This is a genomic window from Providencia sp. 21OH12SH02B-Prov, assembly GCF_027362595.1.
Lineage (GTDB): Bacteria > Pseudomonadota > Gammaproteobacteria > Enterobacterales > Enterobacteriaceae > Providencia > Providencia zhejiangensis.
Genome location: NZ_CP114796.1, coordinates 2,838,505 through 2,854,540, shown reverse-complemented (window position 1 = coordinate 2,854,540; position 16,036 = coordinate 2,838,505). Strand labels below are relative to the sequence as shown.

At 41.1% G+C, this 16,036-nt stretch carries 14 protein-coding genes and 3 tRNA genes; 8 read left to right on the top strand and 9 right to left on the bottom strand.

What is annotated here, in order from left to right:
• Positions 1–208 precede the first annotated feature (208 nt).
• The 3 genes from ttrB to ttrA are packed head-to-tail and all read left to right on the top strand — an operon-like array spanning position 209 to position 5,053.
• Entirely contained in the window at positions 209–946 is a 738-nt protein-coding gene (gene ttrB, locus O7C57_RS13455) for a tetrathionate reductase subunit TtrB (RefSeq protein WP_154623007.1), read from the top strand.
• Complete coding sequence (gene ttrC / locus O7C57_RS13450; RefSeq protein WP_269723230.1) at positions 946–1,974, top strand: tetrathionate reductase subunit TtrC; 1,029 nt, start codon at positions 946–948, stop codon at positions 1,972–1,974. The genes ttrB and ttrC overlap by 1 nt, the downstream gene beginning before the upstream one ends.
• Positions 1,967–5,053 (top strand): tetrathionate reductase subunit TtrA, encoded by a 3,087-nt coding sequence (gene ttrA, locus O7C57_RS13445; protein ID WP_163862398.1) that lies wholly within the window; start codon positions 1,967–1,969, stop codon positions 5,051–5,053. Before ttrC ends, ttrA begins: the two co-directional genes overlap by 8 nt.
• A gap of 137 nt (positions 5,054–5,190) precedes the next feature.
• Here the strand turns inward: ttrA and O7C57_RS13440 are convergent, their stop codons facing one another.
• Positions 5,191–6,216, bottom strand: a complete 1,026-nt coding sequence (locus tag O7C57_RS13440; protein ID WP_269723229.1) for a nickel/cobalt transporter — start codon at positions 6,214–6,216, stop codon at positions 5,191–5,193.
• Positions 6,207–6,842 (bottom strand): DUF1007 family protein, encoded by a 636-nt coding sequence (locus O7C57_RS13435; protein ID WP_154623003.1) that lies wholly within the window; start codon positions 6,840–6,842, stop codon positions 6,207–6,209. The genes O7C57_RS13440 and O7C57_RS13435 overlap by 10 nt, the downstream gene beginning before the upstream one ends.
• 268 nt (positions 6,843–7,110) lie before the next feature.
• On the opposite strand from O7C57_RS13435, the gene O7C57_RS13430 reads away from it, so the two are divergent.
• Complete coding sequence (locus O7C57_RS13430) at positions 7,111–8,157, top strand: rhodanese-related sulfurtransferase (protein ID WP_154623002.1); 1,047 nt, start codon at positions 7,111–7,113, stop codon at positions 8,155–8,157.
• A gap of 31 nt (positions 8,158–8,188) precedes the next feature.
• Here O7C57_RS13430 and O7C57_RS13425 read toward each other — a convergent pair whose 3' ends face one another.
• From O7C57_RS13425 to O7C57_RS13405, 5 genes are all read right to left on the bottom strand, one after another.
• On the bottom strand, positions 8,189–8,782 hold the full coding sequence (locus O7C57_RS13425) for a LuxR C-terminal-related transcriptional regulator (protein ID WP_163862390.1): 594 nt from the start codon (positions 8,780–8,782) through the stop codon (positions 8,189–8,191).
• 248 nt (positions 8,783–9,030) lie between these two features.
• Complete coding sequence (bssS, locus tag O7C57_RS13420) at positions 9,031–9,285, bottom strand: biofilm formation regulator BssS (RefSeq protein ID WP_154635662.1); 255 nt, start codon at positions 9,283–9,285, stop codon at positions 9,031–9,033.
• Between the two features lie 212 nt (positions 9,286–9,497).
• A complete protein-coding gene (gene pyrC / locus O7C57_RS13415) occupies positions 9,498–10,547 on the bottom strand; it encodes a dihydroorotase (protein ID WP_154624502.1) in 1,050 nt (349 codons plus the stop codon).
• A gap of 185 nt (positions 10,548–10,732) precedes the next feature.
• Positions 10,733–10,808 (bottom strand) — tRNA-Asn (locus O7C57_RS13410).
• Between the two features lie 272 nt (positions 10,809–11,080).
• Positions 11,081–11,156 (bottom strand) — tRNA-Asn (locus O7C57_RS13405).
• A 220-nt stretch (positions 11,157–11,376) separates the two neighbouring features.
• Here O7C57_RS13405 and O7C57_RS13400 point away from each other — a divergent pair.
• Positions 11,377–13,092 (top strand): arylsulfatase, encoded by a 1,716-nt coding sequence (locus O7C57_RS13400; protein WP_269723228.1) that lies wholly within the window; start codon positions 11,377–11,379, stop codon positions 13,090–13,092.
• 12 nt (positions 13,093–13,104) lie between these two features.
• The gene (locus tag O7C57_RS13395; RefSeq protein WP_154624498.1) at positions 13,105–14,280 is read left to right on the top strand and encodes an anaerobic sulfatase maturase; all 1,176 of its coding nucleotides are present in this window, start codon (positions 13,105–13,107) and stop codon (positions 14,278–14,280) included.
• Positions 14,281–14,329: 49 nt separating this feature from the next.
• On the opposite strand, the gene O7C57_RS13390 is transcribed toward O7C57_RS13395, so the two are convergent.
• Positions 14,330–14,405 (bottom strand) — tRNA-Asn (locus O7C57_RS13390).
• 122 nt (positions 14,406–14,527) lie between these two features.
• Entirely contained in the window at positions 14,528–15,046 is a 519-nt protein-coding gene (locus O7C57_RS13385; protein WP_154624497.1) for a YlaC family protein, read from the bottom strand.
• Between the two features lie 471 nt (positions 15,047–15,517).
• Between O7C57_RS13385 and cspE the strand changes: the two genes are divergently transcribed.
• Together cspE and dsrB are read left to right on the top strand one after the other, a co-directional pair.
• On the top strand, positions 15,518–15,730 hold the full coding sequence (gene cspE / locus O7C57_RS13380) for a transcription antiterminator/RNA stability regulator CspE (RefSeq protein WP_008911725.1): 213 nt from the start codon (positions 15,518–15,520) through the stop codon (positions 15,728–15,730).
• 106 nt (positions 15,731–15,836) lie between these two features.
• Positions 15,837–16,028 carry a protein DsrB gene (gene dsrB, locus O7C57_RS13375; protein ID WP_195848191.1) on the top strand — a complete coding sequence of 64 codons (192 nt, stop codon included), beginning with the start codon at positions 15,837–15,839 and terminating at the stop codon, positions 16,026–16,028.
• Positions 16,029–16,036: the final 8 nt, after the last annotated feature.

Sequence of the window (16,036 nt, the reverse complement as noted above, 5' to 3'; positions counted from 1 at the left end):
GTATGTGGTAAACCACAATAGGGTCGTTACGCTGCCCCTCTTACAATAAGACCAATTAAAGATAACACACCGTTTTTAAAGAGAAATAAGAATTACTGGGGTTATCAAAAATAGCTTGATGTAACAGGTAAATAAAACCTGTAAAACCAAAAGAATAGCAATTTTTATCCTCTATTTTAGCATTAGCAATGTCCTACTGGAGCCAATTATGGATCTGAGTAAACGAAAATTTCTACAACAATTAGGAGCTGTGACTGCCGGGGCATCGTTGATACCGATTGCTGAAGCAGGACTTAATTTCGCTCCAACTCGTCGTGAAGGTAATCCTGAAAAGCGTTATGGAATGCTGATCGATTTACGCCGCTGTGTCGGTTGTCAATCATGTACTGTTAGCTGTGCTGTTGAGAATCAGACGCCACAAGGCCAATTCCGGACGACGGTTAACCAATATCAAGTCTCTTTGCAAGGTGAAGAAGGGCTGACAAACGTCCTGTTGCCCCGTTTATGTAACCATTGCGATAACCCGCCTTGTGTGCCTGTTTGTCCTGTGCAAGCAACGTTCCAACGTGAAGATGGCATCGTGGTGATTGATAATGAACGCTGTGTTGGCTGCGCCTATTGTGTTCAAGCCTGCCCATACGATGCGCGTTTTATCAACCACACAACACAAACCGCAGATAAATGTACTTTCTGTGCTCATCGCCTTGAGGTGGGATTATTACCTGCTTGTGTTGAATCCTGTGTTGGTGGGGCACGCATTATCGGTGATTTAAAAGATCCGAATAGTACTATTCGGAAAATGCTCACAGAACATGAAGCAGAAATTAAAGTTCTTAAACCTGAAAGTGGCACATTACCGCAAGTGTTTTATTTAGGTCTGGATGATGCTTTTGTTCAGCCGTTAGCCGGCAAAGGGCAACCAGCACTGTGGCAGGAGGTGTTCTGATGAGTGAACAAGTGGCTTATATCTCAGAAATTATGGCTCAACCGCAAGAGTTTTTTTGGTTGCCTTGGGCGGTTCAGTATTTCTTTTTTATCGGTATTGCAGCATGTGCAACCTTGTACGCTTGTTACTTACACTGGCAAGCTAAGAGTGAAAATAGCCGTTTAGAAATGATAGCGGTATTTATCACGATAACGATGGGTATTACAGCACCATTAGCATTGACAGCGGATCTGCACCAAACGGCTCGTGTATGGCATTTCTATGCCCATCCAACCATTTGGTCATGGATGTGGTGGGGATCTGTGCTGTTGCCTTTATTTACGACCTTTACTGGCCTGTATTTCATCGCACTCTTGGTTAAGTTTATTTGGAAAAAAGAGTTTAAAGCAACGCGTTGGGTTGCGCTATTGTCTGCTCTATCCGCCATAGGGTTATTGCTGTATACCGGACGTGAAGCGTCAGTATTAATCGCACGACCAATTTGGTTTAGCTGGTGGATCCCAGTATTGCTATTCTTCAGTGCAATGCAAGCAGTGCCCGCTTTAATCGGTTTAGGTGCACGACGTGAGCCACAATATCAACAACGTCTAGCACGTTTTCAGGTCATCACCTTACTTTTATTAGCCGTGTGCTTCGCATTATGGTTATCAGGTGACACCATTTCAGGTATTGCAGTACGTCATCAACTCGATGTAGCAAGCCCTGGCTGGTGGATGTTAATGGGGATTTGTGCACTATGGGTTGCCGCGTTATTGATGTCAGTATTCAATCTGAAGGCGACTCGTTCGATAGGTTATATCACCGTTGCTGCATTAGTCGCGATGGGGCTAACTTGGAGTTTACGTTGGGTATTCTTGATGGAAGTTCAAGCGGTACCAAAATACAACGTTATCGTTAATCCATATCATTTCCCGATGGGCACTGCTGGGCTACTCGCATTACTCGGTACATTCGGATTGTGGATTGCACTAATTATTATCGTTCGTGAAGGTGTTCGTTGGTTTGCAAGGAGAGTGCAACATGGCTAAATTCTCAAGACGTCAATGGCTTAAAGGTGGTTTAGTTGTCGGTGGATTAGCACTGTTTGGTGCAGGTTACCGTGACGTTGCTAAGCGTGCAGTCGATGGCCTCGCCAATGGCACCTCCGGTAAAGTGACATTAGATCGTATCAATGGCAACTCATTACGTCCTGAAGGCCAAGCGAATGGTGGCTGGAAGGAAAATCCAGAACAAGTCGTTGCCATGACACAATGCTTCGGTTGTTGGACACAGTGTGGTATTCGCGCACGTGTTGATACGGCAAAGAATGAAGTATTACGTATTGCAGGTAACCCATACCATCCACTTTCTCATGAAAAGCATTTTCCTTACGGTATGCCTTTGAAAACGGCCTTCAACAAAATGGGGGGAGAAAGTGGTTTAGAGCATCGTTCAACGGCATGTGCACGTGGTGCGACGTTGATGGAAGGACTAACGAGTCCGTTACGTATCCTAGAGCCAATGAAGCGTGTTGGTCAGCGTGGTGAAGGTAAATGGGAACGTATTAGTTTTGAGCAACTGATTAAAGAAGTGGTTGAGGGCGGTGATTTATTTGGAGAGGGACATGTTGATGGACTACGTGCTATTCGTGACCTCGAAACCCCTCTGGATCCTGCACAACCCAAATTAGGTCCAAAAGCAAACCAATTATTAGTCACTAATGCTGGGGATGATGGCCGAGATGGTTTCATTCGACGCTTTGCGCAAAATGCGTTTGGTAGCAAGAACTTTGGTGCCCACGGCTCCTATTGTGGTTTAGCCTATCGTGCGGGTTCTGGTGCATTAATGGATGATTTGGATAAAAACGCACACGTCAAACCCGATTGGGATAACGTTCGTTTTGCCTTATTTATTGGAACCTCACCAGCACAGTCAGGGAACCCATTTAAACGTCAAGGTCGCCAATTAGCGTCTGCTCGTTTACGAGATAATTTTAACTATGTCGTAGTTGCGCCTGCATTACCGTTAACGACAACACTTGCTAACGATCATGGTCATTGGGTACCTGTTCAACCGGGTACTGATGCCGCGCTCGTCATGGGAATGATCCGCTGGATCATCGAAAATGAGCGTTATAATGCGGCCTATTTGAGTGTGCCGAGCGAAAAATCGATGCAAGCAGCGGGGGAGAAGAGTTGGACTAACTCGACGCACTTGGTGATCACTGATGACGCACATCCATTAGCAGGACAATTATTACTTGCTTCACACTTGAATGGACAAGTCGCGGATGATGAACAAAGTAAAAAAGCATACTTGGTACAGGATGCATCGGGTGAGCTAAAACTTGCTGATGATGTCACGAATGCACAACTGTTTGTGACGCGTAAAGTAACGTTACATGATGGTAGTGAAGTTACTGTGAAATCAAGTTTCCAATGCTTAAAAGAAGCGGCTGAGCGCATGACTCTAGAAGAGTATAGCGAACGTTGCCAAGTTCCTGTGAAGACGATCGAATCATTGGGTCGCGCCTTGACCTCTTATGATCGTCAAGCCGCTGTAATTTCCCATGGTGGGATGATGGGAGGCAATGGTTTTTATACCGCTTGGTCGGTCATTATGTTGAATGCACTGATTGGTAACTTAAACCTCAAAGGGGGAGTCTCTGTTGGTGGCGGCAAATTTAACGGCGAAACCGATGGTCCTCGTTATAAGATAGCGAGCTATGCAGGTAAAGTGAAACCAAAGGGTGTCGTATTATCACGTAGTAACGAAGTCTATGAAAAATCTGATGAATTCAAAGCTCGTGTCGCTGCGGGTGAATCACCTTATCCTGCGAAAGCACCTTGGTATCCGTTTGCTAAAGGCCAATTAACAGAGCAATTAGCATCGGCACTGATGGGATATCCCTATCAATTGAAGGCGTGGATCACCAATATGACGAACCCTGTTTACGGTATTGCAGGGATCCGTCAAGTGATGGAAGAGAAACTGAAAGATCCAAAACATCTTCCTCTTATCATTGGTATTGATGCCTTTATGAATGAAACCACCGCATTGGCTGACTATATTATTCCTGATACTCATAATTTTGAAAGTTGGGGATTCAGTGCTCCTTGGTCTGGCGTCCAGGTCAAAGCAAGTACAGCTCGCTGGCCGATTGTTGAGCCGCGTACCGCGAAAACGGCGGATGGTCAGCCTATTTCGATGGAAGCATTCTGTATTGCGGTCGCTAAAGAACTAAACCTTCCAGGATTTGGTGATAACGTTATTGAAGATATGGATGGCAATAAACATTCATTGAACAGTGCAGAAGATTATTATCTACGTGTGGCAGCGAATATGGCTTGGTTGGGTGAGAAGCCTGTACCAGAAGCGGCAAGCGAAGACATTCAGCTCAGTGGTGTGGAACGCATTATGCCAGCCATGGAGAAAACACTAAAACCTGAAGAGATCAGACGCGTAGCCTATATCTATACACGTGGTGGTCGTTTTGCTCCTTATGAAAAAGCATGGGATGGTGATGCGACAGGACCACAATGGAAAAAAGGTTTACAGATTTGGAACCCAACGGTTGCGGTTAATCGCCATGCCATTACAGGCGAGCGTTACAGTGGATGTCCAACCTATTATCCACCGCGTTTAGCCAATGGTGAGGATGTCAACAATATCTTCCCACCAAACGAATGGCCATTAAAACTCATGTCATTTAAATCACATGTTATGAGCAGTTCTACCACGATGATTGAACGCTTACGCCATGTGAAGCCGACCAACCTTGTGGCTATTCACCCTAATGATGCACAAAAAATGGGTGTTAAGCATGGCGATTGGGTCAAAATCACGACGCCAGGAGGCCATGTAGAAGCTCAAATCAGTGTATTAGATGGTGTGATGCCAGGGGTACTTGCGATTGAACATGGCTATGGTCACAAAGAAATGGGGGCGAAACAGCACTTTCTTGATGGTGAACCGATGCCGATGAATGCAGCGAATGGTTCAGGTATCAACCTAAATGACCTAGGTTTTGCCGACCCAACGCGTGAAGTGGCAAACACGTGGTTAGATTGGGTTTCAGGAGCATCGGTAAGACAAGGATTGCCTGCTCGTATTGAACTTATTGGTTAGAAATAACAGGTGGCCAGAGAGGAGGGTTCTGGTCACATTCAGTTTAGACAGTTGACATTGCGCTTACGATGTAGCTACCTCATCGTAACTTCGGCAGATGCCAAGGAGGGGGAGCCCTCCTTTTTTTCGCATATTACTCAGTGTATTCGAGGCGTAAGTAAAGGTGAACTCACTTCATTGAGTGTTAAGTTTTGGTACATCAAGACACCTAACAAGATAAACACAATCCCAGCACATAAGCTAATCGCTATTCCCCAATACGGCGAAAAAAGGGGACTGCGCGTTTTCGTTATCCGCATTGCGCTATCACGCATAAAATAGACAAAACAAGCGATTAAACAAATCGTTAAGGCTGTCCCCATTGCCATCGCTAGGGCGGCAAGTACTCCCCACAGATAAACGCCTATTACTGACGAAAATAGCAAAACAAGTATCGCCCCTGAACAAGGGCGTAGCCCCATAGAGAGCACGACAAGGATTTGTGTACGTATACTCGTTTGTAATTGACTACTTGAAACAACGTGTTGATGACCACAACCGCAAACAGCACCCGTGGAAAGTGTCGGTTTAAGAACGGCGCCATGGCTTAGTTTCGATGGTGAGATTGTGTGTATTTTCCATACAGATGCCGGGCGTCTTTGAGCGGTTTTATACCACTGGTGAATCGCCTTTAAACAGAACAAAAAACCGAGCAAGATGACGAATGCATAGCTGAGTTTTTCACTGTATAAGCTGACTATATTGAGGTGGCGGGTGGATAATTGGAAAACGACTAAGATAACGGAGACGAGGACAATCGCCACACCACCTTGTAACAGGGAGGCCAGTAAACTGAGTAGGACACTCTGTTTTAGGCGAGTTGGTTGTGTTGCAATATAAGTACTAATAATCAATTTACCATGGCCAGGGCCAACCGCATGTAAAAAGCCATAGAGAAAGCTGACCGCGACAAGTAAGCTTCCTGCTTGTAAAGGGGCTCGTTGAGTTGATTGCAATAACTCAGTCAGAGAAAGATTTAACTGACGTTGCCAAGCAACACTGGTTTGTAACCAAAGGGGCCAGTACTGGTAAATTTGATAAGCAACAGCGCTAAGAGTTACGAATAATAAGAGACTGAGAACAATTTTGGGGCGTAAAACTTGAGCTAATCGACTTATTGGCATTGTATTTTTACCTTCTGAGCAAATTGCAGCCCTAAGGTTGTGTCCTCTTCAGGTGTCTGATTAATATCAAGTGAATAAGCATAGAAACGTAATTCGTCAGACACGTTAGGCTCTTGCAAGGTGAGGTGGCATGATGCGGCATTAAGCGCTTGTGGGGCAATCACCGATTGCTGATTGGGGTAAGTCATGCTGACAAAAAAGGTAGGGTCATAGGTCATGAACTCGATATTTGAACCTTTTATCGCGATAGGCTGTTTCAAAACCATGCTAAAAGAGAAAATTAGTTGCAGCCCTTCACGGCGTAATTGGTAATGGCTCGGTATTGTGTGGAAGGCCACTTTTTTGCCTTGCGAATAAAAATCGGTGAAATAGTCTTGAGCTAGAATATTTGCCATAAGCGTTGCTGCCTGAGCTTTCCATTTAGGGTCATCTTCCTTACTATTTTTCAGTTCATAAGCAATATCAGCGGACGTCATGGGATCCATTTTCCAAGTAAACGTTAGGCCAATAAATTGCTGTTGCTTGATATCTGGCACTACTTGCATATCGATAAAGCTATGAGGATGAGAAATACTTTTTGCTGTGAATATTAAACAGAGAACAAGAAGCAACGCTTTGAATTTCATAGGCGATCTATGTTAATGAGTCGGATTGAGTAAATAATGTCAAATTTTAATGTTATAATATAACTTAATTTCACGTTGAAATAAACTCATCTATTACGGTAAGTTTCCCTTTTGTATTACTGAAAAACAAAACCCCTTAACATTAGGGGTTTTTTATTAACAAAATAACAGCGATAATATTGGCGAATGAGCTCGTGTGGACACTTCGTGGACACCATCTGATTTTAAGCTTTAACGATGAGTTAGTTACAAAGGAAAAGAGAACACCATGCCAGTGTTACACAATCAAGTTTCGAATAAAATTCTTAAAGAACGTATGTTGGCTGAGACTGAGCCGCGAACAACGATTTCTTTTTATAAATATTTCAATATCCAAGATCCGGTCGAGTTTAGAAATGATTGGTATGTGAAATTCAAAGCACTTAATGTGTTTGGGCGAGTGTATATTGCTAAAGAAGGTATCAATGCGCAAATCAGCATACCTTCATCAAAGGTTGACGCACTACGCGAACTTATTTATCAGACTAGCCCTGAATTAGATGGCTTACGCCTTAACATTGCTATCGACGATGACGGAAAATCTTTCTGGGTACTTCGCATGAAAGTTCGTGATCGTGTGGTTGCTGATGGTATTACAGATGATTCGTTTGACGCTTCAAAGACGGGACAGTATCTCAAAGCGGAACAAGTGAATGAGATGATTGATGATCCAAACACTGTTTTTGTGGATATGCGCAACCATTATGAATATGAAGTAGGCCATTTCGAAAATGCACTGGAAGTGCCATCTGATACTTTCAGAGAGCAACTACCAATGGCTGTTGACATGTTGCAACAACAAAAAGATAAAAACATTGTCATGTACTGTACTGGTGGGATCCGTTGTGAAAAAGCTAGCGCATACATGCTGCATAATGGCTTTAAAAACGTCTACCATGTTGAAGGTGGTATTATTGAGTATGCGCGTAAAGCGAGAGAACAGGGTTTACCTTTGCGTTTCAAAGGGAAAAACTTTGTGTTCGATAACCGCATGGGAGAGCGTATCACTGATGAAGTATTAGCGCATTGTCACCAATGTGGTGAACCTTGTGACTCACATACTAACTGTCGGAATGATGGATGCCATTTATTATTTATCCAATGCCCATCTTGTGCTGAGAAATATGAAGGCTGCTGTAGCGCTGCATGTACTGAAGAAATGAAATTACCTGAAGAGCAGCAACGTGCCCGCCGAGCAGGCCGTGAAGTCAGCAATAAAATATTTAATAAATCACGTCATCGTTTAGAGGATGGCTTATTAAATAGTGATAATTAATTTTTAAAAAAGCCCTATGTAGGGCTTTTTTTTAATAGAGATATTTAAAAATATTATAAATAAAGAAAAGCTCTATACGATTTTTAACATACACTTTTGTGACGATATGCCTCTTTTGTGAATAAACCGTACTATTACTGATCCCCAATTTCTTAGAAATAAGGTGATTAGGTGTTTCATTCATCCAACTATTAATAATGCACTGTTCTTTTAATGTAAATATTGATGAGTTTGATTTATTTGTTAGTTTTATTGTTTCCTTGATATGTTCTGAATCATTAATCACTTTATCTAAAGTAGGAATAATGATTTTTTTAGACATAATAAAATAGTTGTCCTTTAATAATAATGGCTTGTCTGATATTGGGTAGGTGGCATTGATATAAATATAAAACCTTGTTTCATTCGATGATGTTAAAAGTTTTTTTAGTGATAAGCAATAATTAGAGTGATGGCAATAGTAAGTTAAATTCACAAGGACTATTGTCGGCTTGGTGTCATTAATACAACTAATCGCTTCATCAATACACCCCACACTGATAAATTCTAATTTTTTATTAGATGATAAATATTCAGTAATGCCAATTCGAGTATAATAACACTCATCAATCACTAGTATTCTCATAAGGAACATCCTTGTTCGAAAAGAATATTACAATAAATTGTAAGGGATATTAAAGTCAATAAACTAATGATAAAAAATAATTAATTTTGTTTGTTTTTGATAATAAATCGAAAATAACAATTATCAATTTTATGCTATTAATATTAACTATATTAAATATAAAGATTGAATCTATTTAAATTAAGAATAAGAAGGCATTGAATGTGCTAATGGATATTGGGGATAAACCCGAATATCCATTACTTTCTCTAGTGCGTTTTAAAATCTGGTTCTACATAATCACCAGATTCTATTTTATCGATACCGGCTTGTAGAATATTAATCAGCTGCCTTGCTACATCGGTTGTTAACCACATTGTCTTGTCAACAACAGCACTTTCACTATTTTCACTTTTTTCTGGCAAATAATGCAAACGCAGCATCATTGCATCATAGGCATCAACGGTACTGATGTCCCAACCAACAACAGGGTGGGTTTGAATCACATCATTTTTTCTATTCATAGACACCTCCTAATCATACTACGTGATAAATACATATCGATAACTGACTAAGGGCGAGATACTCATAACGAGTATCACTTAGTATAAAAGGATTTTGTCATTTGAAAAGAGGAAAGTCGTTTTTTTTGCATCTAAATGACAGATTATGCAAAAAAGTCACAGAAAAGGGATTAATAGACTAACGGGAAGTGATTAGCTTCCCGTCAAAATGATTAGCTAACAACGCGTACAGACCAAGATACATCTTCATCAGCGAGAAATGGGATCAATTTATCATGACCGCAATCAATCGATGAGGCAGTGATATTTTTTTCTTTTGTTAATTGGATAAAGCCCTCATTAACAGGAAGATTATAGAACTTAGGCCCATTTAATGAGCAAAAGGCTTCAAAATGTGCCAGTGCACCGAGTTCTTCAAATACCGTTGCATAAGCTGCGAGTGCGGTCGGTGCATTAAATACGCCCGCGCAACCACAAGATGACTCTTTACGATGTTGTACGTGAGGCGCCGTATCGGTCCCTAAGAAAAAGCGCTCATTACCAGATGCAACGGCTGCACGTAGTGCTTCTTGATGCACATTACGCTTTAAAATAGGTAAGCAATATAGGTGAGGGCGTACACCACCCACTAACATGTGATTACGGTTAAACATTAAATGTTGCGGTGTTAATGTTGCAGCTAAATAATTGTCTGCCTCTTGTACATATTGAGCAGCTTCTTTTGTCGTGATGTGCTCAAACACAATTTTTAATTTAGGAAACCTTTTTCTGAGTGGTTCCATGACTTGCTCGATAAAACGCGCCTCGCGGTCAAAAATATCGATATCACTTGAAGTGACTTCACCATGGATCAATAGTGGCATGCCAACTTGCTCCATTGCAGCAAGTGCGGAATAGATATTTTTGATATCAGAAACACCATGACTTGAATTGGTTGTCGCATTAGCAGGGTATAACTTACACGCTGTAAATACCCCTTCTTGGAAACCACGAATGAGTTCATCGGCATTCGTCGTATCGGTTAAATAACAAGTCATTAATGGCGTAAATTGATGACCCACAGGAACCGCTTGCATAATGCGTTCACGATAGGCTTTAGCCATTTCAATGGTCGTAACTGGGGGGACAAGGTTTGGCATGACAATGGCACGACCGAAAAACTGACTAGTATAGGGCACAACAGTTTTCAGCATATCACCATCGCGAAAATGAACATGCCAATCATCTGGGCGGCGGATCGTTAAAGTTGTTGCAGTTGTCATGAAACCGGCTCCATAAAGGGGGAAATAGAGTAATGAGCAAGATGCTCAAGCCGGAGCAGAATAATAAAACGAAAACGATAAAATAGCTACGCTAATTGACAATTATCTTGAAATATAAGCGTTTTCAATTTGGATTTATCATAAAGGAAAAAACAGGGAGTGTACTAAAGGTAGGTGAATTAAGTTGGCTCCTCCAGCTGGACTCGAACCAGCGACATACGGATTAACAGTCCGCCGTTCTACCGACTGAACTATGGAGGAACTCCTTAAAGCGAGAGGAATAGTAGCGTTACTGGATCGAAATGTCAAAGAAGAAACGGTAAGAAAAGTTTGATTGCTTGTTCTGTGATCGAATTGCTGTAAGTTTCATCGAATAGGGCATGGTAACGTGCTTTCGAGGGGGAAAGACGTGATGAATAAACGACGATAGTAGTGAAAAATAGTAGTGAAAAATAGTAGTGAAAAATAGTGATAGGAAAAGCGAGGTTATCTTCAAATAGCAAAAGCCCGCTATAAAGCGGGCTTTTTAAATTTGGCTCCTCCAGCTGGACTTGAACCAGCGACATACGGATTAACAGTCCGCCGTTCTACCGACTGAACTATGGAGGAATTGCGATGTTCCTGAGAACGAGGCGAATATTACCCATCCTATTGATGCTTGTAAAGCATAAATATGAAAAAAATTGCCAAGTGATTGCTAAATAAACAATATGGCGGTTATGTCAGCAAAAATAGGACCAATAGGTATCGTACCTAAGAACGATAGTCATTGATGAAAACTATATTTAACGTTAAAGCTACAAAAAATTAACAATGAGAGTGAGCTTGAATGAAAAAAACACTGTTAGCTGTCGCTTTAACCTCTGTGATTTCTAGTACAACATTTGCTGCACCTATTGATAAGCCTAATGTTCTGATCATCATTGTCGATGACATGGGATATTCTGACATTAGCCCATTTGGAGGGGAAATCCCTACGCCAAATTTACAAGAAATGGCTAATCAAGGTGTTAGGATGAGTCAATATTATACCTCTCCAATGTCTGCGCCTGCGCGCTCGATGCTGTTGACGGGGGCAACCAACCAACAAGCAGGAATGGGGGGAATGTGGTGGTATGAAAATACGGTAGGGCAACCCGGCTATGAGCTGCGTTTAACCGACCGTGTGGTCACTATGGCGGAGCGTTTCCAAGATGCCGGCTATAACACCATGATGTCAGGTAAATGGCATTTAGGTTATACCAAAGGAGCAAGGCCAACGGACAGAGGTTTTAATCAAGCATTTGCATTTATGGGAGGCGGAACCAGTCATTTTGATGATGCGATGCCACTTGGAACAGTTGAACGTTTTCATACTTACTATACGTTAAATGGCGAAAAGACATCATTGCCGAGTGATTTTTATTCAAGTAAAAATTATGCGCAACAACTTGAACAATGGATAAAAGAAACGCCGCAAGACCAACCTATATTTGCTTACCTCGCTTTTACTGCCCCGCATGACCCCATTCAAGCGCCTGACGATTGGATCAGTAAATTTGATGGAAAATACGATGAAGGGTTTGGCAAAGTTTATCGCCAACGTATAAATAGACTCAAAGAATTGGGTATTATCAATGATAAAACCCCCATGCCCAATTTGGATTTAGATAAAGAATGGCAGCAGTTAACGCCTGAAGAAAAGCGTTATGCTGCGAAAACAATGCAAGTATATGCTGCAATGATTGCCTATATGGATGATCAAATTGGCGGTGTCATAAATACATTAAAGGCCACTGGTAGAGAGAAAAATACCATTATTATTTTTGCTACGGATAATGGTGCTAATCCAGCTTCTGGTTTTTATTATGAATCGGATCCGCAATATTGGGAACAATTTGATAATAGTTATGAAAACCTTGGTCGTAAGAATTCATTTGTATCTGTTGGGCCTCACTGGGCAAATGTGAGCAATGCCCCTTATGCAAATTTCCATAAAACAACCAGCGCGCAAGGTGGAATTAATACTGACCTGATTATTACTGGCCCTGGTATTGGCAAAAAAGGCAGTATTGACCATACCCCGATGGCTGTTTATGACATCGCTCCAACGTTATATGAATTTGCAGGTATTGATGCAAATAAACAAATTAAAAATATCCATCCATTACCGATGTTAGGCACAAGCTTTAAATCCCATTTCCTAGGTGAAAGCACGGTTAATCCTCGACATTTATTTGGTGTGGAATTACATAATCAAGCTGCATTAATTGACGGGGATTGGAAATTAAGACGTTTAGTGAAAGGTTCGTCAAAAGCGGAAATGGCGCCTTGGCAGCTCTTTAATTTAAAAGAGGATCCACTAGAAACACATGATTTAGCGTCGAAATACCCTGAAGTTGTAAAAAAATTAGAGGGGCAATATCAACAATTTGCTGAGACGGGCATGATTATCGAGGCTAAAGGCGAAGCGATAGATTATATCGGCGTCGATGAATCAACGGGGCATTATATTGGTATCGATCCTAAAACGAACCAACGTATCGAGTCGAAAAAAGGGCAGTAATAGGAGGATAAAATGAAAATTGCGTTTTATGATCCACCTGTCGTTGATAAAAAATCGGTCAGATCGGCGATTCCTTTTCATATTTTATTAAAGCCCGTTGGTTCGGGCTGTAATTTAAAATGTGACTATTGCTATTATCCACAAAATAATGAGCAAAAAGCGGCACCGATGATAAAGGATATGCTGGAGCCTTTTATTAAAAATTACATTGCATCCCAGCCCATCTATACCAAAGAAATTAATTTTGTCTGGCAAGGTGGGGAACCTCTACTCGCAGGATTAGATTTTTATAAACGAGCGATGTCCTTACAACAAAAATATGTGCCTCAAGGTGTCCGCATTATTAATACATTGCAAACAAATGCAACGTTATTAACGCCGGCATGGTGCCGTTTCTTTAAACAGCATGATTTTATCATTGGCGTTAGTCTTGATGGTCCAGAACATATTCATAACCGCTATCGCCATGACAGACGAGGTAATAACGGTAGCTATCTGGCTGTGCTACAAGGCATTAAATTACTGCAACAGTTTGCTATTGAATTTAATATATTAACCGTTGTTCATGATGGGGTTGCTCATTTAGGCAAAGAAATTTATCTCCATCTGGTTGAGCTTGGCGCTCATTATATTCAATTTCAGCCCTTGATGTTAGAAGGGGATGCGATTAACCAAGGGTTTACCTTAAGTGCAAACAACTGGGGGCAGTTTTTAAGTTCAGTGTATCGACAGTGGCAGGCGTCGGCGCATATTGGCAAAGTCTTTGTAATGAATATCGAACAAGTATACAGCCAATATTTTACCCATGTAAGCACAAGCTGTGTTCATTCGGAGCGCTGCGGCACGAATATGATGATGGAAACAAAAGGTGAAATTTATGCTTGTGACCATCAGGCAAATAAAAGTCATTATCTTGGCAAATTTAATGGACAGCAGGGATTCAGTGAATTTGTCACTTCTGCTATTTCGCTCCCTTTTGGACAAAATAAAAGCCGCCGTAAAGAATGCCAGCAATGTGCGGTGAAAATGGTGTGTCAAGGTGGTTGTCCCGCGCATGTAAACCTATTAGGTCGCAATCAATTATGTGAGGGATATTTTGCTTTTTTTAGCTTGGTGTTAGAGCCGATAAGGCAATACCAGCGAAATGCGCAAGGTGTGCAGCGTTGGCGTAATGCTATGTTGAAATAAAACGAACATTAATAGCAAAAAGCCCGCTATAAAGCGGGCTTTTCAAATTTGGCTCCTCCAGCTGGACTTGAACCAGCGACATACGGATTAACAGTCCGCCGTTCTACCGACTGAACTATGGAGGAATTGCAGTGTTCCTGAGAACGAGGCGAATATTAACGATATCGCCTCAGGCTGTCAACGATAAAAACACAAAAATAATTCGTTTGGTTACGGACTGTGCATTATGGTTGATTTTTACTCTAGCTTATTGATATTGCGCTTTATTCTGAGTCATTAATGGTGTTTCTACTCGTGTAGGAACTTCCGGATAGGCAATATGATAAATATCATAAAATGAAACCATCCCTTTAAGTTCGACCAAACGTGTAATTTCTTGTTTGATTGCACTACTAACATCATTCGAATCAAGGATTTTTTGAATCGAGGTATCAGAAACTTTCTCGGTTACAAACCATTCACCGTTATAGCAAACGCGTAAATCAAGGACACCGATATCTTCAAAACGATATACAGGTTTAATATCAAATAGCAGAACAGCCGCTAAAATGATAAATAATGCGGTAAAACCAAGCATCCAGTACAACCCAAAATAAGGGGCATAGAGGACTAAAATCGCTAATGGAATATAAGCGGCAACCATACCGATACATAAATAGGGATGGTTAGCGATAAATTGACTGTTGAAGTACGGCTTACCATCACGCTTTTCGCTTTTATTGATAGTGTCCAAATCTTCGATAAGTATTTTTTTAATGATATCCATGGTGTGATAGCTCTCTGTAAGACATCTATGCAATGAAGAGTATCATGCGTAAGTCGAATTGTTATATATCAGTTACGAAAAAAATTGAGTGTAATTGTCACGGCATAAGAATTATCTTATTGATAGCGTTTGGATTGACTCAATAATTCTTTCAATCTATCAACAAAATGCGAAAAAATTGTTAATTTAATAGCGTGAAAAGTGACGTAGCCTAAAAAACAGCGTTTTTTTCAGGGGAATCTCTATAAAATAGTTGCTATTATCCTTAACTCATGAGTTAATGGTCATCGGCCTGTTTAGCAGTCCTATTTGATGTATGATTACTGAGTTAGTGTGTTCTAAAGAAGAAAGTTATCCCAGATAGCCTTTGACCGTGACGCTTCATCTTGGTTTTTTCCTGATTAAATAGCTGACTCTGGCCCATATATGCCGAAAAGGCAAGTTTTTTTGATGTTATATAGGAAAAGTCAAATGTCCGACAAAATGAAAGGTCAAGTTAAGTGGTTCAACGAGTCTAAAGGCTTCGGTTTCATCACTCCTGCTGATGGTAGCAAAGACGTTTTCGTTCACTTCTCTGCCATTCAGGGCGCTGGTTTCAAAACTCTGGCAGAAGGCCAGCAAGTTGAATTCACCATTGAAAATGGTGCGAAAGGCCCAGCAGCTGCTAACGTAACTGCAATCTAAGCTTAATTGCTTAACTGATTTTCTAAAGCCCGTCATTTTTAATGACGGGCTTTTTCATTCCCGCTACACTAGGTTTCAGTACACTTTTACTGGAGACCGCCATCTGATGAAAATTAATGATCGTGTTTATGTCAAAACTGACGGCCAAGAACGACGTGAAGGCAAAATATTACTCATTGAAACTTTTAATGAAGGCATAATGTATTTAGTTTCTCTACCTGAATACCCAGGTGGTATCTGGTTTTTTAATGAAAAAGAAGGGGGAGATGGGATATTTGTCAGTCCCATAGAAAGCTAATTATTATG